The organism is Devosia submarina (genome assembly GCF_003056345.1).
GTDB lineage: Bacteria > Pseudomonadota > Alphaproteobacteria > Rhizobiales > Devosiaceae > Devosia > Devosia submarina.
Window position 1 is genome coordinate 177,714 of sequence record NZ_PYWB01000009.1, and the last position, 21,028, is coordinate 198,741.

General features: G+C 59.8%; 32 protein-coding genes, 2 tRNA genes and 1 pseudogene. 14 read left to right on the forward strand and 21 right to left on the reverse strand.

Annotated features, from left to right (window positions below):
* Positions 1 to 32: 32 nt before the first annotated feature.
* Positions 33 to 359 carry a hypothetical protein gene (locus DDE77_RS19955; protein ID WP_245895292.1) on the reverse strand — a complete coding sequence of 109 codons (327 nt, stop codon included), beginning with the start codon at positions 357 to 359 and terminating at the stop codon, positions 33 to 35.
* Positions 360 to 485: 126 nt separating this feature from the next.
* Between DDE77_RS19955 and DDE77_RS19960 the strand changes: the two genes are divergently transcribed.
* Positions 486 to 1,280 (forward strand): Thoeris type III anti-phage system protein ThcB4, encoded by a 795-nt coding sequence (locus DDE77_RS19960; protein ID WP_281261307.1) that lies wholly within the window; start codon positions 486 to 488, stop codon positions 1,278 to 1,280.
* Positions 1,281 to 1,282: 2 nt separating this feature from the next.
* Positions 1,283 to 1,954, forward strand: a complete 672-nt coding sequence (locus tag DDE77_RS14895; protein WP_108398264.1) for a Thoeris type III anti-phage system protein ThcA — start codon at positions 1,283 to 1,285, stop codon at positions 1,952 to 1,954.
* 245 nt (positions 1,955 to 2,199) lie between these two features.
* Here DDE77_RS14895 and DDE77_RS14900 read toward each other — a convergent pair.
* The 5 genes from DDE77_RS14900 to DDE77_RS14920 form a co-directional block, all read right to left on the reverse strand.
* Positions 2,200 to 2,283, reverse strand: a tRNA-Leu gene (locus DDE77_RS14900).
* 42 nt (positions 2,284 to 2,325) lie between these two features.
* Positions 2,326 to 2,634, reverse strand: a complete 309-nt coding sequence (locus DDE77_RS14905) for an AzlD family protein (RefSeq protein WP_108398265.1) — start codon at positions 2,632 to 2,634, stop codon at positions 2,326 to 2,328.
* The gene (locus DDE77_RS14910; protein ID WP_108398266.1) at positions 2,624 to 3,346 is read right to left on the reverse strand and encodes an AzlC family ABC transporter permease; all 723 of its coding nucleotides are present in this window, start codon (positions 3,344 to 3,346) and stop codon (positions 2,624 to 2,626) included. The genes DDE77_RS14905 and DDE77_RS14910 overlap by 11 nt, the downstream gene beginning before the upstream one ends.
* Before the next feature lie 75 nt (positions 3,347 to 3,421).
* Complete coding sequence (gene aac(3), locus DDE77_RS14915) at positions 3,422 to 4,219, reverse strand: aminoglycoside 3-N-acetyltransferase (protein WP_170116532.1); 798 nt, start codon at positions 4,217 to 4,219, stop codon at positions 3,422 to 3,424.
* Positions 4,220 to 4,229: 10 nt separating this feature from the next.
* Entirely contained in the window at positions 4,230 to 4,646 is a 417-nt protein-coding gene (locus tag DDE77_RS14920; RefSeq protein ID WP_108398268.1) for a winged helix-turn-helix transcriptional regulator, read from the reverse strand.
* A 232-nt stretch (positions 4,647 to 4,878) separates the two neighbouring features.
* Here DDE77_RS14920 and DDE77_RS14925 point away from each other — a divergent pair, with 232 nt between their 5' ends.
* Positions 4,879 to 6,024, forward strand: coding sequence for a D-alanyl-D-alanine carboxypeptidase family protein (locus tag DDE77_RS14925; protein WP_157959857.1), 1,146 nt, complete (start codon positions 4,879 to 4,881; stop codon positions 6,022 to 6,024).
* On the opposite strand, the gene DDE77_RS14930 is transcribed toward DDE77_RS14925, so the two are convergent.
* The 3 genes from DDE77_RS14930 to DDE77_RS14940 form a co-directional block, all read right to left on the reverse strand.
* Entirely contained in the window at positions 6,021 to 6,245 is a 225-nt protein-coding gene (locus DDE77_RS14930; protein WP_245895296.1) for a sulfurtransferase TusA family protein, read from the reverse strand. The two genes, DDE77_RS14925 and DDE77_RS14930, sit on opposite strands and share 4 nt — an antisense overlap.
* Entirely contained in the window at positions 6,235 to 6,726 is a 492-nt protein-coding gene (locus DDE77_RS14935) for a CAP domain-containing protein (RefSeq protein WP_157959858.1), read from the reverse strand. The genes DDE77_RS14930 and DDE77_RS14935 overlap by 11 nt, the downstream gene beginning before the upstream one ends.
* A gap of 107 nt (positions 6,727 to 6,833) precedes the next feature.
* Positions 6,834 to 7,088 (reverse strand): hypothetical protein, encoded by a 255-nt coding sequence (locus DDE77_RS14940; RefSeq protein WP_108398272.1) that lies wholly within the window; start codon positions 7,086 to 7,088, stop codon positions 6,834 to 6,836.
* Between the two features lie 116 nt (positions 7,089 to 7,204).
* Here DDE77_RS14940 and DDE77_RS14945 point away from each other — a divergent pair, with 116 nt between their 5' ends.
* Complete coding sequence (locus tag DDE77_RS14945) at positions 7,205 to 7,426, forward strand: DUF2188 domain-containing protein (protein WP_108398273.1); 222 nt, start codon at positions 7,205 to 7,207, stop codon at positions 7,424 to 7,426.
* On the opposite strand, the gene DDE77_RS14950 is transcribed toward DDE77_RS14945, so the two are convergent.
* The 3 genes from DDE77_RS14950 to DDE77_RS19550 all read right to left on the reverse strand — a co-directional run bounded on the left by DDE77_RS14950 (position 7,423) and on the right by DDE77_RS19550 (position 8,766).
* Positions 7,423 to 7,944: an HD domain-containing protein gene (locus tag DDE77_RS14950; protein WP_210204403.1), complete on the reverse strand. Its 522-nt coding sequence runs from the start codon at positions 7,942 to 7,944 to the stop codon at positions 7,423 to 7,425. The two genes, DDE77_RS14945 and DDE77_RS14950, sit on opposite strands and share 4 nt — an antisense overlap.
* A complete protein-coding gene (locus DDE77_RS14955; protein WP_245895307.1) occupies positions 7,934 to 8,569 on the reverse strand; it encodes an SGNH/GDSL hydrolase family protein in 636 nt (211 codons plus the stop codon). Before DDE77_RS14955 ends, DDE77_RS14950 begins: the two co-directional genes overlap by 11 nt.
* 86 nt (positions 8,570 to 8,655) lie before the next feature.
* Positions 8,656 to 8,766, reverse strand: a tRNA-Arg gene (locus DDE77_RS19550).
* Positions 8,767 to 8,859: 93 nt separating this feature from the next.
* Here DDE77_RS19550 and DDE77_RS14965 point away from each other — a divergent pair.
* Complete coding sequence (locus DDE77_RS14965; RefSeq protein ID WP_108398276.1) at positions 8,860 to 10,326, forward strand: integrase family protein; 1,467 nt, start codon at positions 8,860 to 8,862, stop codon at positions 10,324 to 10,326.
* Between the two features lie 791 nt (positions 10,327 to 11,117).
* Here DDE77_RS14965 and DDE77_RS14970 read toward each other — a convergent pair.
* Positions 11,118 to 11,489, reverse strand: a complete 372-nt coding sequence (locus DDE77_RS14970; RefSeq protein WP_108398277.1) for a hypothetical protein — start codon at positions 11,487 to 11,489, stop codon at positions 11,118 to 11,120.
* A gap of 203 nt (positions 11,490 to 11,692) precedes the next feature.
* Between DDE77_RS14970 and DDE77_RS14975 the strand changes: the two genes are divergently transcribed.
* Positions 11,693 to 12,532, forward strand: coding sequence for an ATP-dependent DNA ligase (locus tag DDE77_RS14975; protein WP_245895298.1), 840 nt, complete (start codon positions 11,693 to 11,695; stop codon positions 12,530 to 12,532).
* Here the strand turns inward: DDE77_RS14975 and DDE77_RS14980 are convergent.
* The 7 genes from DDE77_RS14980 to DDE77_RS15010 all read right to left on the reverse strand — a co-directional run bounded on the left by DDE77_RS14980 (position 12,523) and on the right by DDE77_RS15010 (position 15,566).
* The gene (locus tag DDE77_RS14980) at positions 12,523 to 12,726 is read right to left on the reverse strand and encodes a hypothetical protein (RefSeq protein ID WP_108398279.1); all 204 of its coding nucleotides are present in this window, start codon (positions 12,724 to 12,726) and stop codon (positions 12,523 to 12,525) included. The two genes, DDE77_RS14975 and DDE77_RS14980, sit on opposite strands and share 10 nt — an antisense overlap.
* 27 nt (positions 12,727 to 12,753) lie before the next feature.
* Positions 12,754 to 13,443 (reverse strand): SOS response-associated peptidase, encoded by a 690-nt coding sequence (locus DDE77_RS14985; protein WP_108398280.1) that lies wholly within the window; start codon positions 13,441 to 13,443, stop codon positions 12,754 to 12,756.
* The gene (locus DDE77_RS14990; protein WP_157959859.1) at positions 13,444 to 13,671 is read right to left on the reverse strand and encodes a hypothetical protein; all 228 of its coding nucleotides are present in this window, start codon (positions 13,669 to 13,671) and stop codon (positions 13,444 to 13,446) included.
* A 32-nt stretch (positions 13,672 to 13,703) separates the two neighbouring features.
* A complete protein-coding gene (locus tag DDE77_RS14995) occupies positions 13,704 to 14,012 on the reverse strand; it encodes a hypothetical protein (RefSeq protein ID WP_157959860.1) in 309 nt (102 codons plus the stop codon).
* A 179-nt stretch (positions 14,013 to 14,191) separates the two neighbouring features.
* A complete protein-coding gene (locus tag DDE77_RS15000; RefSeq protein ID WP_108398283.1) occupies positions 14,192 to 14,920 on the reverse strand; it encodes a hypothetical protein in 729 nt (242 codons plus the stop codon).
* Positions 14,921 to 14,922: 2 nt separating this feature from the next.
* Positions 14,923 to 15,297 carry a hypothetical protein gene (locus DDE77_RS15005; RefSeq protein WP_108398284.1) on the reverse strand — a complete coding sequence of 125 codons (375 nt, stop codon included), beginning with the start codon at positions 15,295 to 15,297 and terminating at the stop codon, positions 14,923 to 14,925.
* 8 nt (positions 15,298 to 15,305) lie between these two features.
* On the reverse strand, positions 15,306 to 15,566 hold the full coding sequence (locus DDE77_RS15010) for a hypothetical protein (protein ID WP_108398285.1): 261 nt from the start codon (positions 15,564 to 15,566) through the stop codon (positions 15,306 to 15,308).
* Between the two features lie 275 nt (positions 15,567 to 15,841).
* Here DDE77_RS15010 and DDE77_RS15015 point away from each other — a divergent pair, with 275 nt between their 5' ends.
* The 7 genes and pseudogenes from DDE77_RS15015 (at position 15,842) to DDE77_RS20235 (ending at position 20,450) form a co-directional block, all read left to right on the forward strand.
* Positions 15,842 to 16,681 carry a hypothetical protein gene (locus DDE77_RS15015; RefSeq protein WP_108398286.1) on the forward strand — a complete coding sequence of 280 codons (840 nt, stop codon included), beginning with the start codon at positions 15,842 to 15,844 and terminating at the stop codon, positions 16,679 to 16,681.
* Positions 16,678 to 17,220, forward strand: a complete 543-nt coding sequence (locus DDE77_RS15020) for a hypothetical protein (RefSeq protein WP_108398287.1) — start codon at positions 16,678 to 16,680, stop codon at positions 17,218 to 17,220. Before DDE77_RS15015 ends, DDE77_RS15020 begins: the two co-directional genes overlap by 4 nt.
* A gap of 384 nt (positions 17,221 to 17,604) precedes the next feature.
* Positions 17,605 to 17,973, forward strand: a complete 369-nt coding sequence (locus tag DDE77_RS15025) for a hypothetical protein (RefSeq protein WP_108398288.1) — start codon at positions 17,605 to 17,607, stop codon at positions 17,971 to 17,973.
* Between the two features lie 188 nt (positions 17,974 to 18,161).
* Positions 18,162 to 19,586: an AAA family ATPase gene (locus DDE77_RS15030; protein WP_157959861.1), complete on the forward strand. Its 1,425-nt coding sequence runs from the start codon at positions 18,162 to 18,164 to the stop codon at positions 19,584 to 19,586.
* Positions 19,587 to 19,614: 28 nt separating this feature from the next.
* Positions 19,615 to 19,839: a hypothetical protein gene (locus tag DDE77_RS15035; RefSeq protein WP_108398290.1), complete on the forward strand. Its 225-nt coding sequence runs from the start codon at positions 19,615 to 19,617 to the stop codon at positions 19,837 to 19,839.
* Positions 19,832 to 20,245, forward strand: a complete 414-nt coding sequence (locus tag DDE77_RS15040; protein WP_108398291.1) for a hypothetical protein — start codon at positions 19,832 to 19,834, stop codon at positions 20,243 to 20,245. Before DDE77_RS15035 ends, DDE77_RS15040 begins: the two co-directional genes overlap by 8 nt.
* Positions 20,242 to 20,450: pseudogene (locus DDE77_RS20235) on the forward strand (DUF7695 domain-containing protein). The gene DDE77_RS15040 and the pseudogene DDE77_RS20235 overlap by 4 nt, the downstream one beginning before the upstream one ends.
* On the opposite strand, the gene DDE77_RS19555 reads toward DDE77_RS20235, so the two are convergent.
* Positions 20,372 to 20,692, reverse strand: coding sequence for a hypothetical protein (locus tag DDE77_RS19555; RefSeq protein WP_157959862.1), 321 nt, complete (start codon positions 20,690 to 20,692; stop codon positions 20,372 to 20,374). The pseudogene DDE77_RS20235 and the gene DDE77_RS19555 sit on opposite strands and share 79 nt — an antisense overlap.
* A gap of 78 nt (positions 20,693 to 20,770) precedes the next feature.
* Here DDE77_RS19555 and DDE77_RS15050 point away from each other — a divergent pair, with 78 nt between their 5' ends.
* The gene (locus tag DDE77_RS15050; RefSeq protein ID WP_108398293.1) at positions 20,771 to 21,028 is read left to right on the forward strand and encodes a hypothetical protein; all 258 of its coding nucleotides are present in this window, start codon (positions 20,771 to 20,773) and stop codon (positions 21,026 to 21,028) included.

The following is a 21,028-nucleotide window of genomic DNA, read 5'->3' on the forward strand; positions in this document are numbered from 1 at the left end:
ACCGGTAAAGTAAGTGTAGCCAATTCCGTGGATCACCACAGGCTATAGTTGTCGTGGATAATCGGTAAGGTCCGCAGTATCGTGTAGCTGTACAACGATGCTGCCAAGTGAGACTTGCCATGGGCGTTTATGAAGTCGCTATTCTGGGATCCGCCACTGAGCATCAGCGTCAAGTTCTGCAGGCCACGCTTGACGATCAGATCAACGATTTCGGGCTCCGCCTTGGCGAAGATGTCGTTCTTCACGACGCCCGAACGATCCATCATCGCAATCCACGAGCGGCCTTCGCCGCTGCCTATTTCGGGGGTGCCGAATCCGGCGATGAACCAATTGCCAGTGAGCTGGTAGCTTCCAGCCAACCTGTTGTTCCAGTTATCTCAAGCAATGGCGATTTCGTGCGGGATGTTCCGGCGTTCATGCAAACCGCCAATGGTATCCGCCTCAACAACGACGACCCAAGTATGCAGGTTCTAGCTTCCGCCTTGATGGAATGCATTGGGTTGCTGCGGCGGCAGCGCAGGGTATTCGTAAGCTATAGGCGCCCGGAAGCCCGAGCAGCTGCGCTGCAGTTGCACGATCTGCTGAGCAGCAAGGGATTTGACGTGTTCCTGGACACTCACGATATCCGGCCAGGGGACCCATTCCAGGACGTCCTCTGGCACCGTCTCTGCGATTCTGATGTCATGGTAATGCTGGACACTCCATCCTACTTCGACAGCAAGTGGACTAGGCAAGAGCTTGGTAGGGCATTGTCGAAAGAGATCCATGTGCTCAGGGTCATATGGCCTGAGCACAAACCAACCAAGATGATGGACCTGGCCGAGACGATCTACCTTGAACCTGCAGAACTAGTGGGTGCTGACGGGCCGCTGGCAGAAGAAGCCGCACAGCAGATCGCATTGGCGGTGGAGAACCTACGCAGCCGCAGCATCGCCGCTCGATACATGTCGTTCACGGGACGGTTGAGGGCTGATGCCGAGAGGGTCGGTGCGCGGGTGGACGGGGTGGGGGCCCACAGGGCGATTTCCATAACCCTTATGAATGAGAATAGAGTTTGGGCCTACCCGGTCGTTGGCGTGCCTACAGCCGAAACCCTCAATGATGTCGCTCATAAGGCTAGGCAGGCCAATCAGGGTGGCATTCCCATCTTGGTCTACGACAGCATCGGTATCAGGGACACGTGGAGCACCCATCTCAAGTGGCTTGAAGAGAACATCAAGGTAGTTCGCTCCATGAAGCTTTCGGAAGCTGCCTGGACCCTAAGCGGATTGGAGGACTGACGATGGCCGCCTCTATTTTCCTATCCGCTGGCATACCGGATCCCAAACGAGGCCCGCAGTACGCTGCTACTGCCGACACGGTCGCGATCGCTGCCGCGGTGTCCGCGCTTGTTCACGTGGTTCTCGGCCGCCGTCGGCTTGTATGGGGTGGCCACCCGGCGATCACGCCCATAGTTTGGGCGATGGCGGAGGAGCTTGGTGTCGAGTACGGGCAGTGGGTCAGCCTCTACCAATCCAAACTCTGGAAGGACGAGTTTCCCGAAGACAACGCCAAGTTCCAGAACGTCACTTACGTTGATGCCGTGGACAACGATGTGGACAAGAGCATCGAGGCCATGCGCAACAGGATGCTTGCGGAGCACGAGTACTCGGCGGCAGTGTTCATAGGCGGCATGAAGGGCATCGTTGACGAGTACCAGCTTTTCAGCAAGCTTCATCCCAGTGCAACCTTGGTCCCGGTCTTGTCTACCGGCGGAGCGGCACTGGAGGTCGGCAGGATGATCGCCGTTGAGGAATCAGACCTCCAAACCGATCTGGACTATGTCGCTGTTTTTCATCGACACCTAAAGATATCGGTACGCGAGGAGCGCTACGTCAACCCTGCATGGCAACCTGCGCTGGCGGAGGAACGCTATTGGAAGCCGCAAACAGGCAACGGATTTATCGAGCAGTAAGGGCGCTTCTCTAGCCTGACTCGAAAGAAATTAGCGAATCCTGAGCATGCCAGCGAGCCCGGGGTGTCCCAATACTGTCGGTGACGGAGCCAAAACGCCTCGGCAATAAGCCGGATTTGTAAGGAACAATGAGCGCTGCCAAATAGAAGTGGCCCTTGGTAATCGACTCTAAAGTACCGTGATTAAACGAAAAAACTCACGGTCGGACGTGTGCTGGAGCGGATCGAACCCATTCATGACAAAAGTGGTGCCCCCCGCCGGACTCGAACCGGCACGTCTTGCGACGGAGGATTTTGAGTCCTCTGCGTCTACCATTCCGCCAGAGGGGCACGGGGCAGGTCTCTAGCGCAGCGCGGGGATTCCCGCAAGGGTCAGGCTGCTAAAGCGAGCCGTGCAAGGTAAACTGCGGCAACCCCGATTGCCATGGCGGCAAAAAGATTGCGCGTCAGGGCATAGATCAGGGCCGTCGCCGCTGCGGCGATCACTTCGGCGGCGCTCCCTGTTACCAGGGCCGGGGCAACCAGCGAGGCCATCACGGCGCCAGGAATATGTTTGAGCCAGGCTGCAGCAAAGCCAGCTTGCGGCATTCGCCCGGCCAGCAGCAGACCGCCTGCCTTGATCGCCAGTGTCACCAGCGCCATGCCGAAAATGGCGAGAAGCGCCTCAGGGCTAGTCAACATGGCGCACCTTGTCACTCACAGCACCAACGAAGCTGCCAACCAGACCGCCCACCAGAATATACCAGCTGCCCTCGATCAGCCTTGCCGCTACAATGGCGGCAAGGGCCGCCGTCAACCAGGGCAGCAGGTCCGCCTTGCCTTTCCACATGCCTAAAAGCAGCGCGAGGAAAGTCGCGGTAAAGGCAAAATCCAGTCCGTAGCGCGCGGGATTATCGATAAATGAGCCGAGGGTGTGGCCAATCACCGTTGTTGCGAGCCAGCAAAAATAAGCGAGGACACCGCCGCCCAGGAGAAAGGCTGCCGTGCCGTGACCCTTGCGCATCTCGGCAATGGTCATGGCCCAGGTTTCATCGGAAACAATCGCCATGGTGAGGGCGCCCTTGAGTTGCTCGCCGGGCCCATAAAGGGGGCGCAAGGTCGCCGTCAGCAGCAGATAACGCAGATTGACGATCAGCGCCGCTACGATCAACGGCCCAATAGGCAGGCTTGCGGGCGTCGTGGTCCAAAGATCGAGCGCCACGAATTGCGCCGAGCCGGCAAACACCAGGGCGCTCATCAGCATTACTTCCAGCAGGCTCAAGCCCGTACCACGCGCCAGAACGCCCCAAACAATGCCATAGGCGGCAACGGAGATGACCACGGGCACGCAGGCGCGGGCGCCGGCAAAAAACTGATCGGAGAATTGGTGAGGAAGCGATGTGGCTTGTGTCATGAGGGATCAATAGCCGCAGTTCGTTGGCAAAGCATGCGCCAACTTGCCCGCGCCCGATGAGACTTGGTGATGGCCCTATTCGCGGGGCTGATGATTGGGAGCCGCAAAGCGCCGCTCGAGCCAATCGACGGCAAAACGCACGATTGGCTCGGCCTCCACCAGCACCGATGGCGCATAGCCAACCAAGCCGCGCTTGCCCCGGCCACTGGCCAGAAAGCCCTCGACAATGTCCGCGAAATAATCCGCTTCAAGGCCCGCGACCACCGGATCGGAGGTGTCGAATTCCTCGAATGGGCGCCACACTGCCTTGCCGTCAACCAGGATTGGCGCCTCATAGCGCCTGACGCGCTTGCCGGGAATGTCTGCCAAATGTTCGGCATGGTGCAGCAAGGTCATGGTGTCGAGCGGCGCGCCGATCAGCATGGTTTTGCCCCTTGCCTCCACCAGCTTTCCCAGGGGCGAATGGGGACCATAGCCATAATCGAGCGCATGATCGGCGGTGAACCATTGCGCGCGGCCACCCAGGGCTGCGCAGGATGCACCGGGATTGCCGCTGCGGCAGGCACCTGGCGTGGTGCGCAGCAATTCGGGAAATGCGCCATTGTCGCGCGTGGCGCGCGAACGCTCAGGATCAAACGGAGGAACATGCGGGCGCAGCGACGGATCGGGGAGGTCCCGATCGTCGTAGTTCCAGTCACAATAGCCAAGGATCGTGCCCGTGGGCCCGATCACATCCCCGATGGCTGCAATCAGCACATCCGGCCCACCCAGGATCGGCCCTACCGATCGCAAACCGGCATGAACCAGAACAGAATCCCCGCGCCCCAACCCAAGCGCTTGCACATGCTCGGCCAAGGCGGGACGCGTCCACATCGCGGCGTTCTTAGCTGCCGATATAGGCGATCTTGCGTGGCTCGGCCTGCGCGATGGCATTTTCGCGCGCATCATAGATCGCCCGAGCATCGATTATCGCCGCATGGTTCTCGGCCGACCAGTTCCACAGCTCGCTGATGGGGCCCTGAAGGGTCTTGCCCAGTTCGGTCAGCCCATACTCGACGCGCGGCGGAACCTCGGGATAGATGGTGCGGGTCACGAGTCCGTCACGCTCCAGATTGCGCAGGGTCAGCGTCAGCATGCGCTGGCTGACGCCATTAATGAGGCGCTTGAGTTCATTGAAGCGCAGCGTTCCGTTGCGGCCCAGCATGCCCACAACCATTACGCTCCACTTGTCCCCGATGCGGTTGAGGACGTCCGACATCGCGGTACAATTGTCCGACTTCGAGGTGTCTTGCAAATACATGGCGCCTGGCATCCTGCTGAACTGATTAGCCCCCAATATAGTGCCAGTTCCTTTCTGTGCCTAGGCTACATCTATGGGCCGGCGCAGATACACGATTGGCAGCCTGCGGGTGCCCCTAATGCCAGCAGCTTCACATGGCTGTCACCCCGGCCCGGTTTCCTTGAGGTTGGGGGAGGGCGCTGCTAGAAGGGCGCGGTCTTGAAGCCCGTCCTGCCCTGGAGCCGTTTTTCCCGTGCCCTTGATCCGTCGCCTTGTTGTTCTTTCCATGTTGATCCTTGCAGGCCTTGTGCCGGCAAAGGCCAATCCCATGCTCCTGGTCGATATGGACAGTTTTGAGGTGCTGTATGCGCAAGAGGCCGGCCAGCCCTGGCATCCGGCTTCCCTCACCAAGATGATGACGGCCTATGTGGCCTTTGAGGAATTATCGAAGGGCACGGTGACGCTGGATACGCCCGTGATCCTCTCCAAGCACGCGGTCAACCAGGCCCCGTCCAGATCGGGCCTTCAGGCCGGTGGGAGCATGACGCTCCAGGACGCGCTTTATGTGTTGATCGTGAAATCTGCCAACGACGTTGCCATGGGCATTGCCGAAACGATTGGCGGCAGCGAAGCGGCCTTTGTTGCCAAAATGAACGATGTGGCCAGCCGCATGGGCTTGACGGCATCGCGCTTTACCAATCCGCATGGCCTGCACGATCCCCAGCAGGTGGCATCGGCGCGGGACCTTGCGATCCTTTCCCTTTATATCCGGCAGAACTTCCCACAATTCATGCCGATCTTTGGCACCGAAAGCGTGCGCCTGGGCAAGGCGGTGTTCGAATCCAACAACGAACTGCTAGAAAAATTCGCGGGCACCACTGGCATGAAAACGGGCTATGTCTGCGCGTCTGGCCTCAACATGGTGGCCACGGTTCAGCGTGGCGGCAGGAATTTGCTGGCGGTTGTCTTGGGCGCTTCCTCGGCCCGCGAGCGCAATGAGCGGGCGGCCGAACTGCTGCTCAAGGGCTTTTCCGGCGCCGCGCAGCCCAACGGTCAAACCATCTTAAGCCTCGCCAACAGCCCCACATCCATGCCGGTGGACATGCGGCCGCTGATCTGCGGCAAGGAGGCCAAGACCTATGCCGCGGCCCAGCAGGCGGCATTCCCCATGGGCCTCAAGGGCCAGCCAACTTATTTGACCGACGACGTTCCTTCCACGCCCTATGTCGCGACCAATCTGGGACGTATTGCCGTCGGCGTCAGCCTGCCGCGCCCCCGCCCGCCACACCAGCCGCGTTTTCCCGCGCCCCTTGCTGCTGCAGCGCTTGAGGCCGCGGCGCAGCCGGCAAGCACATCAAATGTGCCATTTCCACGGCAGCGCCCCGCATCCCTGCGCTAGGCTGATTTGATGATCTCGAAGCGAAGGGTTTCGCCTTCGCTTGTTGTTTCGCATTGGTGCCCGTTCTGGCGGCAATAAAGCGGAATATCGATCTTGGCCATCGGGTCGGTAGCCAGAAGCGTCAAGCTCTTGCCTGCGCCAAGCGAAGCCATCCGCTTTTCTAGTTTCAGCACGGGCAGGGGGCATTTGAGCCCCCGTGCGTCGATCAGATCATTGGTCAAGAACCAGCACCCAGTGAATACCGTAGCTGGAGCTGGGGTTGAACGCCACGGCCACGCCGGCCCGTGTGGCATTGGTGCGAAGGCCCGCTGCGTCCGCGGGATTGTTGCGCCAGCCCGAAAAGGTTTCGGCAAAGGTTGCATAGCCGGCGCTCAGCTTCATGCCGGCAAGATTCTGCGGCGTCGTGGGCGGCGTGCCGGTCTGGGCATATTGGTTGGCCAGCGCCTGGGCGGTGCCATCCAGCGCCGGATCGGGGATCAGGGCCGGCAAGCCATTGGTGGCGCGATAGGCATTGATGATGCCGATAGCCTGCTCGCGATCGAGCACCGCACCGGGCTGGTCCATGCGCGCGGACAAGCCCGGCGCCAGCGCCATTCCAGAGCTTGGGGCGAGCCCGCCCATGCTGCAGGCCGCCAGGGTTGCTGCGATGGCTATGGCTGCGAGGGGCAAACAGGCCGGCTGGAGGAGACGCAGAGAAGGCATGGCGGAATTCCTGAAACGAGAGCGTTGCGGCTTTTGACGAGCCACGAAGGCTTTATCATGTCCGCCCTTCATAACCCCCGAGCCCTGCCATCCTCTTAATGGCCGGGCTACCAGCTGCCGCGCATCCGGTCCAGCAATTGGCTCAGCATCAGCTGTCCTGCCGGCGTGAAGATGATCCGGCCGTCCTCCACATTGGCGAGATCGAGCCGCTTGAGTTCCTCCAGCGCCTCGGGATCGGCACGGTGACCCGCTTCATCGCGCGCGGTCACGCCCGAAACGGCGTCGCCGCTTTCCAGCTGGTGGTAGATGGCGAAGGCAAAAACGGCGAGTGCCTTGTCGCTGAGATCGTTGGGCGTGGTCATCGCGAGTTCATCCTGTTTCGCCCTTCGCAACTCCGGTTTGGGCAGATGGGTTCCGGCTCGCGCCAAGCAACCCGATCAATCGCGCTGGCATTATGCTGCGTGGAGGAGACCCAAACATGAGCAGCAATCATTTTCTCGTTGCCGCAGCCGCCATATCGGGATGGCAGTTCAGCCACAAGGGCAACATCACCGGCCCGTTCGACAGCAAGGAGCAAGCCATAGAATCGGCCATTGCTGCCGCCGGGCAGTCCGATGACCCCGACGCCGAGGTGGTGGTGCAGGACGCCGACATGAAGATGGAAACAGTCTGGCGCCAAGGAAAATTGGCGCAGACCTAACGTCCTTGGCGCGGCCTAGCCTGTCTCGCAGCCTTCTGCCAAAGCGAGGCGTCGCCTTCGATCAGCACCTTGAGCAGGTCTTCCATTTCGCGCCTGTAAACCGGCCAGAAGCTTGGATCATGTGCCGAGATCGTCCTTGTGTTGTCGATCAGGTCTGCCAGCTTGATGGTTTTGGCAGCAGCAGGTGCCTTGGCCGTATGCAGCAGATCAAGATGCTTGCGCTTGCGCCTGTTGCCGTCCCCTGGCCGGGACACATCGGTCAGCCAATCCACGAGCTCTGCAATATCCTTTCCGAATTCGGCGCGGATATCCTCGATGGTCACCGGCGTATCCTCCACCACATCATGCAAGAGCGCAGCCGCGATCATTGCATCGGTATGAGGCACCGAGCGCACGATTTCCGCCACCGCCACTGGATGCACGATATAGGGCTCGCCCGTATATTTGCGGCGCTGATCGATGGATCCATGCGCCTCGCTGGCAAAAGCAAGCGCCCGTTGCTCCACCTCAGACCTCACGGGCATCCCCCACGTACATGGCTGAAGGCCCTGAATGGTCGTGTGCTAGCGACGCCACGATACCCGCAGCAATCACCTCGCTGCCCATTTCGGACGGCTCGATGGCGTTGGCGAAATGCTCCTGCTTTGTCAGCATCACGCGCAGGTCGATCAGCGGCATCCTGCGGCGCGCGGCTTCTCGCGTAATCACATCATTGAGCACGCCCAGGGCCAGATTGGCCACCCGCCGCTGCCCGGCCTCGGGCGACCACACATCATAGATGGTGCAGATTTTCGCCTGCCTGCCCGTCGCCTCGACAGCATCGAGCAGCGCCCCATAAATTCGCGCAAACCGGTCCCGCACCACGAGGATCTTGCCCAGCGCCGCCGCAACACTTCCCGCCGGCTCCACCAACACACCCGTCGAGCGCAGCGCATCATTGCCCCCGGCGCTGACAACCAGATCCGTCGCATCACCCGGCAAAGCCAAAAGCTGCTGATGCACCCCCTCGATCACCGCTCCATCCCGTGCCAGGAGGGTCGCCGCATCTCCCGAATGGAGCCTTGCCCTCAACCTGGCCACCACCTCGCCGCCAGCGCGCACATAGGTGCCATTGTCCAGGATCGAATCCCCCAAAAGAACCACATTCCGCAAGGCCAGCTCCTTTTCCCGAGCAATCCAGCCGGAGAGGGAGTTGTTCCTTGTGTTGATTTGGGCAAACGGTGTTTGGGTGGTGATCTCGACGGGATTCGAACCCATGACCCCCGGATTAGGAATCCGGTGGTAAGGTGTGTATCGATCCTCAGCATTTAGATCAAGTTGCCTGAAATCCCAGCGAAACCAAGGAACTTAACCACAATCCTGCCGGTGACCTTGCCGGAACACCGGATTGATGATCGATATTGCGGCGCCCCAGTTGCGCCCCAGTGTAGACCATGCCGATCACGATCACAAACTCCACCCTTGCCAAGGCTAAAACGGACGCCGTTCCCGGCGGCAGCGCATATGAGATCACCGACGCCCGCTCGCAGGGTCTCGAGCTACGGGTGCGTCCGCGTGGTGCTATGTGGTGCCTGCGCTACAAGGTGGCGGGCAAGAGCAAAAGGCTGACGATCGGATCCGTTGATCTGCTCTCCATTGCCGAAGCTCGCCAAGTGGCCAGTGACGCCCAGGCCGTGATCCGGTCCGGCGGTTTTCTGGACGAGGGCTGGATGACCAAGCGCCTCGTTGACCTCGGCAAGCTCGAGGCTGCTCCCGTGCTGGCACCAATCGCCTGGACGTTCGAAGAGGGCAGGACGGAATATCTGGCCGAGACCAAGCGAACCAAATCGATCGCGACGTTCAACGACTACCGGCAGATTTTGCAAAGCGTCGATCTTAAACACCTCGAAAGTCGCCAGCTGCAGTCGATCACCAGGCCGGAGCTGGCCGAGATTCTGAAGGCTGTTCACCGCTCAGGTCGTGAAACACATTCCGATCACGTGCTGCGTGTCCTGCGGCCGTTCTGGGCATGGCTCGGCGACGATGCACAGGTCACGAAATCGGGTGTGACGCCCGGGCTGCTTGTCGGGCTCAAGGCACCCCCGCGATCCCGTGTCGAAGACGATGATGAGGACGATCACGGCACCTACGTTCCCGAGCTTGAAGAAATGGCATCCGTCATCCTGAATGCCAGATCAGGCGCACTGTCTCCGGGTATTGCCGGCGCTGTTGAACTGCTGGTGTGGACCGTGCAGCGACGGCGGGCGATCGTCGAAGCTCGGGTGCAGGATTTTGTCCCGCGTGCCGACGGCAAGACGGGATTGTGGTCGGTGCCGCCTGCCAGCCGCAAAGGGCGTAAGAAGAACGGCAAGAGGAAACGGCCCCTCGTGATCCCGCTGCCCGAACCGATCTGGAACTGCGTCCTGGCCGCTGCAGCTGCGAGGGGGGAGACGGACAGTCCCTGGCTGTTCCCGGCGGACGGAGAGCAGGGCCACATGCACGTGTCGACCCTGACCCACTACCTCAGCTATTTACCCGGCATCAGGGCAACACCGCACGACATGCGCCGCGGTTTCGGTACGCACGGTGAATCGATCCTCGGCTTCATGCGCCAGGACACCAAACTGCTATTCGATCACGAAGACGAACCATTCAGCGTGCGGGAAGTCACTCACCGTTCAGCTGCCCCCAGCGCCGGCATGACAGGCATCCATTATTCCCTCCATGACGGTACCCACCGCACTTGGCCGATCATGGAGGCATGGGCTGCGGCACTGCAGCGTGAGATCGATCGGCTCTTGGCTGAGAGGCCGCGGCTGTTCGATCAAGAGTTCGTTGCCCGTGAAGTTGCCCGGAACAAGCGGCTGCCAAAGCACCGGCGGAACGCCTGCGTGCCGCTGATCCCGGTCGCTGCTGAGTGACAGTAATCTGCCTCAAACACGTCCGCTGAGGTAGATTGGTGACACTCGCAAAAAACACCGCCTGAGCCGGCAAATTGATCAATGTATGTTCCGGTGATTTCGCTTCACATCGGTGCCAGGAAGCGCAATGATGCGGACGTTGGGGACGCCTGAGCTCTATGCAGCCCAGGCATCCTACTCCGACCAGTCGGCGTAACACCGGCATAGCGGCGGGGGACGGGTGATGCTTGCAGGCTGCCCGTCCCGCTGCCAACAACCTCTTATAGATCAATTGACAGGCAGCCCGCTTGTGTCCCGTGAGGTTGTGAACAGGACTAATGTTCCCCTTCTGTGCACCACCGGGGCCAGTCTCCGCTAAATGCCTGAAGCCCCCCAATTTTATTGTTTAACAAACGATTAACAGTTCGTTGTGAACTCTGTGGACAGTGGGGGTAAACCAGGATTTGCATTGCCGTACGTTCTCATTTCGTTCTAGCTGCCGACATGACGAACAGCCCGCCGAGCTCCGAATTTTATCGCCCGCGAATCGGACAGGCCGCGGCCAAGGGCCTGCTGATCATCTGCCGCTGCCATTTGTGCCGGCAGTCACGGGCATATATCGCCAGCGACCTTGTTCAGATCTACCACCCGGAAACCTTTATTGCTGACCTGTTCGGCGGCCGCTGCCCCCGGTGCGGCAGGCCCGATTGTTGGTCCGTCCGCCAACGCTTTCCCTCCTATGAAGATGTGGGCATGCTGACCGTGCGACGACCTGCAGGTGTCCGGCGGACGCAGCTCTGGCGGGATGAACTTTATTCAGCTCCGGAGACCTCAAGCACGCCCCAAGACGGATCCCAGAGCTGACTGCTTTCAATGTCGATCGCGATGCCACGATAGCCATATTCCCAGGCGTAATCGTCGGCCAGCTTGAGAGCATCGCCGACGTCGTACGGACCTTCCCAAAACTCTGGCAGTTCGTGCCATGCAGGCAACGAGATCATTCCGCGGATCACTCCATCACCGCTGGTGCGGATGATCAGGATAATTGATCGTTCATCCGGGTCGTCGATCGACAGGCTGGAGATCGGCTTGGGGATTCGTTTCGGCTGCTCCAGCCTTGCAGGGGACGGTCCCGCTGCAAGGCGTTTCAAAAGGGCAGTGATATCGTCGGCAGAGTCGGACATGAGATGTCAGTACACCGACTCAAGGCATTGGATAGAATCAACAATCCTTGCAGCAACCGAATCGATCTGCACGAGTTCTCGACTCCCATGATGTGTTTGAGTACCCCATGGCGGGCGTAAGCCCAGCCCCCGCAAAAAGGCGGTCAGTCCGCCGGGACTCTGAATCTACTCTCGATTCCGTACCGCTCAAGTTCATCCCAACCATGCAGCCCAGGCTGGTCGACCAACCGCCGGCGGGCGAGGGATGGCTGCATGAGATCAAATACGACGGATACCGGTGCCAGCTGCACATCGATGGCAGCCAAATTACCACCTATACCCGCAATGGCCATGATTGGACGCACAAGTTCGGGCCGATCGCCAAAGCCGCTCGGGCAATCCCGGCACGGCAGGCGATCATCGATGGTGAAATCTGCGTTCAGGATGAGCGGGGCGTCACCGATTTTTCGGCATTGCAGTCGGCGATCAAGTCACGGCCGCAGGACCTGGTGTTCTTTGCCTTCGATCTCCTGCACCTGAATGGTGGGGATCTGCGACCAGCACCGCTGGAGGAACGGCGGGCAAAGCTCCGCTTGCTGATCAGCCAGGTGCCCGGCAGCCGGATAGTGATGTCGGATGAGTACGATGGTGATGGTGCCGCCTTCTTCGATCTGGTGAGCGACCTGGATCTGGAAGGCATGGTCAGCAAGCGCAAGGGCAGCCGATATTGGTCAGGCAGCTCGGAGGCTTGGAGAAAGACCAAATGCTGGGCAGTCAGCACCATGGCCGTGATTGGCGTCGAGCGGGACAAGGCTGGAGTGCCGTATGCCCTACTAGCGAACGAGCGTGGCTACCAGGGGGCGGCTTTCGTTGGCTTGCCCGTCGGGCTCCGGCGTGAGTTCTGGCGATATGTCGAGGGCAAGGCTGCAGCCGTGGCGCCGATCGTCGGGCTCAAGAAATCGGCGACATGGCTGCAGCCCGGAATGACGGCAAAAGTCAGGTACTTGAAGGGTTCCGACAAGATGCGGCACGCGGTCGTGCAGGGTGTCGACTTTCAAGCCTGAGCCAGCCGGGCGGCCTCATATTGCGCCAGCAGCCGCAAGCCGGATTGGGTGGCATGAACCTTGTTGGGGGATCCCATGATCAATTTGTCCGCAAACAGCAGCTGCAGGATCGGGCTGTCGTCGATCGGGTGCGGGTTGTTGACCAGGCTCTTAAGGATGGCGACCGCTTCGGGAGTGAGTTCTTCGATGGTCATGCCGTCTGCATAGCCGATTCCGATCAGCTATAGCGAGTTGATCAGCGGCTTCTTGGTGTCGGTGCCTTCATACCGGCTGTTGTTCACCGCTCGATCGACCTGGTAGAACTCCAACTGACTGTCCAACTGCGATCCGAGCAGCAGGGCTTTGGCATGGCTGCCTTGGTCTTCGCACGACAGCCAACGCTCATAGCTCTCCTGGGCGATGATCAGCGGCATGCGGGTGTGGATGTGCTCGATCTCGGGCACCGCCGGTGCCGTGATTATGGTGCAGCTGGTGACGCCCAAATTGTCGTTGCGTGCCCAGATGCCGGCGAAGCTGAATGGCTGCCCCTCTGGTAGCTGCAGCAGCCACGGATCCTTTTTGCCGTCATCAGGATTGGTCGTCCACTCGAAATAAGCGTCGGCCGGGATCAGGCAGCGACGGGACCTGAAGCCTTCGCGGAAGGCACCCGAGGTGTCCACGGTTTCGATCCGGGCGTTGAACATGGCCGCCTTCGGCAGCTCCTTGGCGAAGAACGGCACCAGCCACCACCGGCCCCGGTCCAGCTCCATGTTGCCGGCCTTGTCCAAGTGGACGAAATCCACATCCTGCGTCGGGGCAATATTGTACCGCGGCTGCATGTTGTGCGGCGCAACGGGATGGAGTTCATCGGTCAGCTTGTACAGGGCGTGGAGCTCAGGCCAGGTCAGTTCGTTGGTGAAGCGTCCGCACATTCAGTCCAGGCCCTCCATCTCCGCCAGCTCTCCCCATTCCGGCTGCCATATTGAGCGGTCTTGGATCGCTATGATCACGCGCTTGAATGCCCATAGGGCACAAAGGGTTTCCGCACGCTCCAAGGCTTCCGGATAGATGGAGGCCAGGACTTCACCGAATTCAATGCCGGCAGCGGTAAACGCTTTTTCGTCCGAGCCGATGCCGACAATAATGGCGTCGAGTGCCACCTCGTCGTCATCAGTGGTCCACTGGTACGGCATCATTCGACCGGAGGGTTCAGCTTCTTGGACAGGTCCCGCATCTGGAAGGGCGGCGGCCCGTGAGGATGCTTGTGGTCGAGGTCGGGCCGCTGCTGGATGACCATTACGTGCGGGTCTCGCAGCAGCATCATGCCGCGACATTCAATCCTGCGTTCAGCGCTGGCCCGTTCGACCTCGATGAAGCCGTAGGCCTTCAGATCAGCGTCGAGTTGCCGGAGTGATCGCGTGTCGAAAAACAGTATCGGCAGCTCCCTGCCCACCTTGCCGAGGGCACCCTCGGGGGCGACAATTGCTTGGTACCAGCTCATGGGGAACTCATACCGGGGCACATGTATTGGGTCCATGACCGCCTCTCCTCCCTCAAGGTGGTCTCTCCCTTGGCCGCCGGTATGCGCCCCGTGCCGGCGGCTTAATTGTGCAACGGTCCGTTACACAATTAAAAAGGCGGTCCGAAGACCGCCTGTTTTCGTTGCTGGGGTGGTGGTGATCAGAGACCGGCCAAGATGTCGAGGTCTTCTTCACTGATTTCCGGTTCCGGCGGTGTGGGCAGAGGGCGCTGGAAAACGTCCTTGTACTTCCACTCGAGGTTGAAGACGATCTGCCGGCCAACCTCTTCGTCCTGGCTTTCAATCTGCTGCAGCAGGAAGTTTTGGATCTCGACCAGCCGGGTAATCCCAGGTGTCGCATAGTGTACCAGCGTGCCGCGGATTTCGACATCGATGTCCCGGGCAAACAAGTTGATCATCATGCCTTCAGCCCTGCGACGAAGATCGGCGATCCGCTTCAGCCGGGCTCGTTCGATCCTGTCGGCTTCACGCTTCAGTTCCTTGAGCGACTGCTTTTCTTCCTCAGCTGATCGCCAACGCCGCACCCGCACTTGGCGACGGTTATTGCTGGGCCCGACCATGACATACAGCGGCTCCGTTTCGAGGAGACGGAAGACTATCTCGCGACCCAGCGTCGACTGTTTGACGATACCGTTCTCAATGCCCCGGCGGATCATTTCGCCGGCACGCCGTGCGTCGAATTCCATCCGATAGTGCCGTCCGTTCGCCGGGTTGTAGAGAGTCGCGAGCTTCGAGATCTCGATCGGCAAATGCGGGATGTCGCCCCACGTTGCGAGAATATCCTTGTTCCGGAAGTAGTCTCCGTCATGTCGGTATTCGAACGGCTGGTAATCCGGCTGCAGGGTCTCGAGGATAATATCTTCGTGCATGATCAACCTCCCATCTGCGGCTCGGGGCCGTCATTGTCATTGTCCAGTTCAGTCGCCATCCGCTGAAACTGCCTCTCCGTGGCGATTTCAGCTGCCACCCGCAGCGGGATCCGGATGCGGGCCTTTTCAGCTTCAACCCAGCCTCGGATGGCCATCTCCAGCCGATCTTCTGTTTCCGTGCTCAGATTGCGCTGACCGAGCAGCACCTTGGACAAGTTGCCACGGTCAATTTTGAGCACGTCTGCAAAGCGTCCGATCCAGCCCGGGGATTCGACCGGCTCGCCTTTATCGTCGAGCGGGCAGCCGCCCAGGACCATGCCGGCACGCTTGAAGCGAGCCAGCCGGGGATCGGCAAGGCGGGCGGAAACGGGGTCCATTGATGGCCTCACGTATAAAAGGGTTCGGGCTGGGGCTGGAGACCGAGCAGAGTGTCGTCGATTGTCTGCTGGATCAGGGCGACCAGGCCGTCGAAGGTCAGATCTGTGACCTCGTGGTGGCCGGCGTATGTGTACCACCATGTCGTGCGGTCACGACCAAAGTTGACGGGGAAAGAGTGGCCCTCGGGCAATGTGGCAATGAACCGGTCGACCTGGGCGGAAAGGTGGGCAGCGTTGCGGGCGGTGATTGTGAAAGAAGAAGCGGTCATCTGTGTAACTCCCCTGGCTCGACACACCATGTATCATCGCCATTGACACCAATATTGTGTCAACGGTTGGGAAAGTCAACAGCAATACGTCAACTGAAAGCGGATTTTAGGTCAGGGGGAAGCTAATTCGGAGATAGCTTCTCATCGGCAACAACTTTGGCATGTGACGCGGATTTTAAGTCAACTGCTCTTGCAACTGGCAGAATCATCGCTACTCTAAATGCCATCGCTTCGATCCCTTTGGGTCCGGCGGTGCCCAAAGGAGGGCGACACAGATGACTGACAAAACACCCCCAGATTTCCTGAGCATGACTTGGCGCGAAGACGGCTACGGCGGATATAAAGCTGTAATGCCGGTGCCAGATTTCTGGGCCATCTACAAAGCGGAGCGTGACGAGCTATGGGCTGCCGGCATCAAGTGCGGCACAGAGAGCGCTAACACCTGGCACGTCTACTATGACCCTCGTTATGACAAAGCAGGCGCTGCTGCTTTGTGCCCGCAGCTCGAGGTCGCTTACGCCGGAAAAATCGCTGAGCTCCGAGCAGAAAAGGCGGCGAAAGAAGAGGCCGAAGAACGCCGTCGCGAAGATGCCCGTCGCCGCCATGAGGAATGGTTGGAAGACAATGCTGATCTGATCCAAAGCACGGTTGGCAAAGCCAAGCACCTGCAGGCCACGTTCGGGGAGTCGTTGCACGACAAAGACCGCATTGCCCAAATGCTGGCCTGCCGCCCAAGCCCGTTGATGATTTCCGATCTGCAGAAAGCTATTTCCGCAGCGGAGCGCAAGATTGAGCGTACCTCAGCATCGGCAGCAGCGAAATCCGGTGGCGTCACATGGCCTGATGAGGTCGTCATCCGTGCCGTTAAATTGCTGACTTTGGCCGATGCCGATCACGCAACAGAGCGCGATTTCCAGGGGTGGGACGCCTTTCACACGTCAATGGGCCACTGGTGCTATGGGGCTCTCAAAGATGCCCGCCATCGCGAAGCGGCACTCAAATTGGCTCGCACTCTAGTCGGGAGGCACACAAAGCAGTTGCTGCCGTTCATGCCCGAGCTCGCCGATCTCGAGGGTAACGGGCTGCCCGAGGGCAGGCTGGGAGGCGCGATATGACCCTCCATATCACTATCAATTTTGATGCGCTGCCGGTCACCATCGGCGGTCACACGATGACGGGTTCAGCATCCGTGATTGTGCCCGTGACGTCCGAGCAGCTCATTGTCCTGCTTCAGAGCGGCACCCAGACTGCGGCGGCTGCACCGATCCAGGTATCTCCGCAGCCGACCATCGCTGCGCCGGCGCCGATTGCACCCGTCGAGGCACCCGTTGCCGTTCCGGAGCAGCCGGTCGTCGATCCCGTGCCTGCACCTGTTGAGCCTGAGCCTGTTCCGGAAGCAGCGGAGACTGGAGCTGATCAGACCAAGGTCCGCAAGCGTCGCAGAGGCGTCTTGAGCAGCATGTCGGACGATGACATCCATGCTGCCTTCAACGAAGCCGGCAGTGCCATCGAAGCGGCAAGGATGCTGGGCGTTTCCGAGCCCAATATCTATGTCCACAGAAAGCGGCTTGGTTACGAGTTCCCGCCGCGGCAGCCAAAAACCAGGGAGGTCGCCGGCACGAAAGCCAAAGGCAGGTTTCAACTGGTTAGCTGACTACCGCGTCGATCCCGAGGCCGCAGAGCTAATGGCCTGCGTGCTCTCGAGCTCGGATATTGGCACGTTGACGCGGACGGCGACATTGTTGAGCGGCCCCGGTATGAACCGCCAGCACCAGCAATCCCGGATCCGGGACTGCTCACAACGACGGCTATCGTTCCGGTCGAGCGTGTGCAGATCCAGCCCATCAAAGGGCATCCAGAGATGGAGACCCCGTCCACTGCACCGACGGGGAGATGGCGACCGATCCGGCGGCGGAAACAGCTGCCGGCAGGAACATCGGCTGACAACCAGAGGCTGATCGATGAAGCCATTGCGGCGGGTCGGTTCACAAAACTGAAGCCGGGCATTGCCGTCGGCGCATTGAAGAAGTTCTGACCGATGATGCTGACAGCCTCAACAATTTCACGCAAACCTGTCCCTCGGAGAATCAATCCGGGGGATCGCGTGGATTTACTCATCAAAGCTCTGCTGCAATCCGTGCTGCCGGAGATGACATCGCGGCGAATAGGACGGCTGACGGGCAAGTCGCACCGCGTCGCCCAAAAGTGGCTGTCCGACGAAATGCCTGTGCCCGACGATGTCTTCCACCAAGTTGAAGCCCAAGCCGAACTGCTGAAAAATAGCTCTTTCCCCGCCGACCTGGATGCGGCGATCGCGAAAGCAACCGCAGCAGGATTGCATCCTGAAATCATCGCCAGCCATCTTGCCGCCCAGTACAAGAAAGTAACCGGGATCGAGATCGAGTAAGGATCTCGTTAACAATCCTTAACGGCTCCGCTTGATTGAGCCATCAATTCATGACACATGACGCCTCCGCTGCGATCCATTGGGTCCAGCAAATCGAAAATGTTTCGAGGCTGATCATGGCACCTTCTGATGACGCTGCACGCGTCACCAAATCCCATATTGAAGATCTGAAGGCTTGGCGTAAAGCCGTGGCAGATGTTGCCGCTGGCATCCGGCTGCCGACGCTCGACGAGCTTTACAGCGGCATCGGTTTTCTCGCGAAAGACTGGCAGCAAGATTGCCGCGTCTGGTGCGATGAGCAGCTGATCAATGATGCTCTCGAAGAAGCGCACGACCGCCTCGCACACCTGCGCAAGACGTGCAGCGAGGTCGCCCTGAAGGATTGCTGGACGGCCCTCGAATTTGTCGACAACGATGCCATCGATAGGCTGGATTTCTATCTCGCAGCTGCGGGGAATAAAGAAGCGCTTGAGCGTGTGGTTGTCGCAACGCTGGGCATCCGCTTCGGCAGAATCGAAACGCGTCGGCTGATTTTCGGGTTGTCGCTGGCGAGAAATCCTGGCGGTCTGACGGGCGAGCTGCGGTCCGTATTTACTGAAGCGGCGATCAAGACGGCTGCTGCTGACATTGAATGGATGCGTGCTGCGGCCAAGATCCTGGATGCCCCGGAAGAAGAAAAGTCCCTGGCCGACCTGGTGCTGGCCGATGTCGCCGAGGACCGGGCGGAAATCGAGCCCGAAGATCCAGAGCCGGAGGTGCCGGGGATGGCTGTCGTGCCGATATTGTCGGTGGCCACAGGGCACAAGAAAGACATCGCGAAAATGTGGGCCGGGATCGCCGGCAAGCCGCTGCCGCTGATCATGGTCGACGATATTGTTGAGCCACTGAAAGCCATCCAGGCCGAGATGCCGCATGCTGGTGAATTGGCGATGCAGATCGCCATGAAATTGCAGATTGGCAAGGCTTTCAAGCTGCCGCCAATCCTGTTGCTGGGCGACCCGGGCAGCGGCAAGACGACATTCTGCAAGCTGCTGGCGAGATCGTTTGGTGTCCCGTCCGCGGTGCACAATTTTGCCGGCGCATCCGATAGCTCGATCGGCGGCACGTCGGCGCAATGGTCAACAGCCCGCGAAGCCGCTTTTCTGCAGCAAATCCGGCGGGAGAAGATTGCAAATCCCGTGACGATTTTGGACGAGATCGAAAAGGCGGCGGAGTCGCGGCACAATGGCTCGGCGTTGGATGTCGTTTTGCCCTTGCTCGAGGTGCACACGGCACGTCGTTTCCGCGATCCGGCGCTCGAGGTCGAATGCGATCTGAGCGGGATCACCATCCTTGCGACGGCCAACAGCCTGGACGGCATCCCCAGCCCGCTCAAGGACCGGTTCACCGTTTACCGCATGCCTGATCCCACATGGCAGCACGTGGGTGTTTTGAGCCGCAGCATCCTGAACAAGATCGCGGAGGAGCGGGGGCTCGACCCCCGTTGGTTTCCGGATCTCGCAGGCGACGAGCTCGAAATCGTAGAGCGGAACTGGCCTGGCGGCAGCATCCGCCGTCTCGAAAGGATCGTGCGGATCGTCATCGACGGCCGCGACCGCCTGCTCCGCCACTAACGCCTGCCCCCATTTTTGAGGATTGAAAATGCCTGATTATTTTGAGGCACGCGAGATGCTGCGTGATGCCCTGCGTCAAATTGCCGTCCATCACGCCAACCAGGACGCCCGCACGTGGGCCGAAAGAGCATTGGCGGAGTTGTCGCCATGGACGGTTTACAAGACCCTGTGCCACCTCAGCGACAACGCCTTCGACAAGCTTGGCGAGTTCTTCTTCGATTGCGTGCGGGCGGGAGGCTTCGATCATGCGTAAAGCACGGCAGGAACTCTTGCGGCTGATCGTCATGGCCCTGCAGAGCGGTGGCATTCAAGGCGGGGAGCAGCGGGCATTTGCGCGTGAGATGGGCGAAAGGGAGGATTTTTTCGCTCACCACGTCACCACCTACTATGAGAATGTCAGCATGGACAGGCTGGCCAACCTTTACGATGTGGCGGCGACGCGGGCGGGCTGGATGACGCTGGCGGAGATCTTGCGCCAGTATCATGACGATGTGCGTGATGGCCGCTATCTGCCACCTGATCTCGAGCGTGAAGCCCGGCGCTATGTTGCCCGGGTGGAGCACATTGCACCATACGACCAGGTTTTGGCAGCTGTCTGGAGAGCTTGGCCGCCCAGGCCGAGGCCGACTTACAGCCTTGATCCGGATGACGAACAATGAAACCCGGCCGAAAAATCCTGCGCAATTCCGCAAAATGCTTGCAGTGCGGCGACGAGATCGAGAGCACGTATCGCCATGATTTGTGCGATGCAGTTGTGGTGGCATCGCCGTGGACGGCGGCCATTCCTACATCCGCAGGCTGTTCAAAGACAATTGCAGATGGATCGACACGTCGATTGTGATCGATGACGATGATGTCAAATGAGCCGCACCCGCCGGCATAAACCGCATGGCAAGCCCGGACATGACCGGGACGGCACAATCCGTCCCGAAGGCAAAATCACACCCGATGATTTCACAGTCGAAGTGCAGCGTCGGGATCGCCGAGAGCATGAAGCAGAGGTCGGCAAGCTGGCGAAGGGCGAAGTTGATCCCGATGACGTGCCAGCAAAGCCTGCCCGCCGGCGGCTGTGGCAGCTCTGGCGGCGGTGGTAAAATTGCAAACAAATTGCGATGTCGCGGCTCACCGGGAACTAACCGCGGCACTGTATAGCTGTTGCCACAACAAGAAAAAGGTGCCGCGAAATGGCCAACGACGAGATCAGCAAAGACGAAATCATTGAGAATTTGATCCGGCAGGTGCTTCTGCTGCAAGAGGTCGCACGGGAGCGGAAAGAGCAGTTCGACACACTGATGGCCAGGATTGAGTCATTTCACCTTGCGTCTCTGGGAACTCCCGATACGCAGCGGCAATATCCTACCATCGAGATCGACGGCAAGGTGGGCATTGATTTCGGCGCCCTGATCGCATTTCCGCCAGATGACGATGCCGAGGCCGCCTAG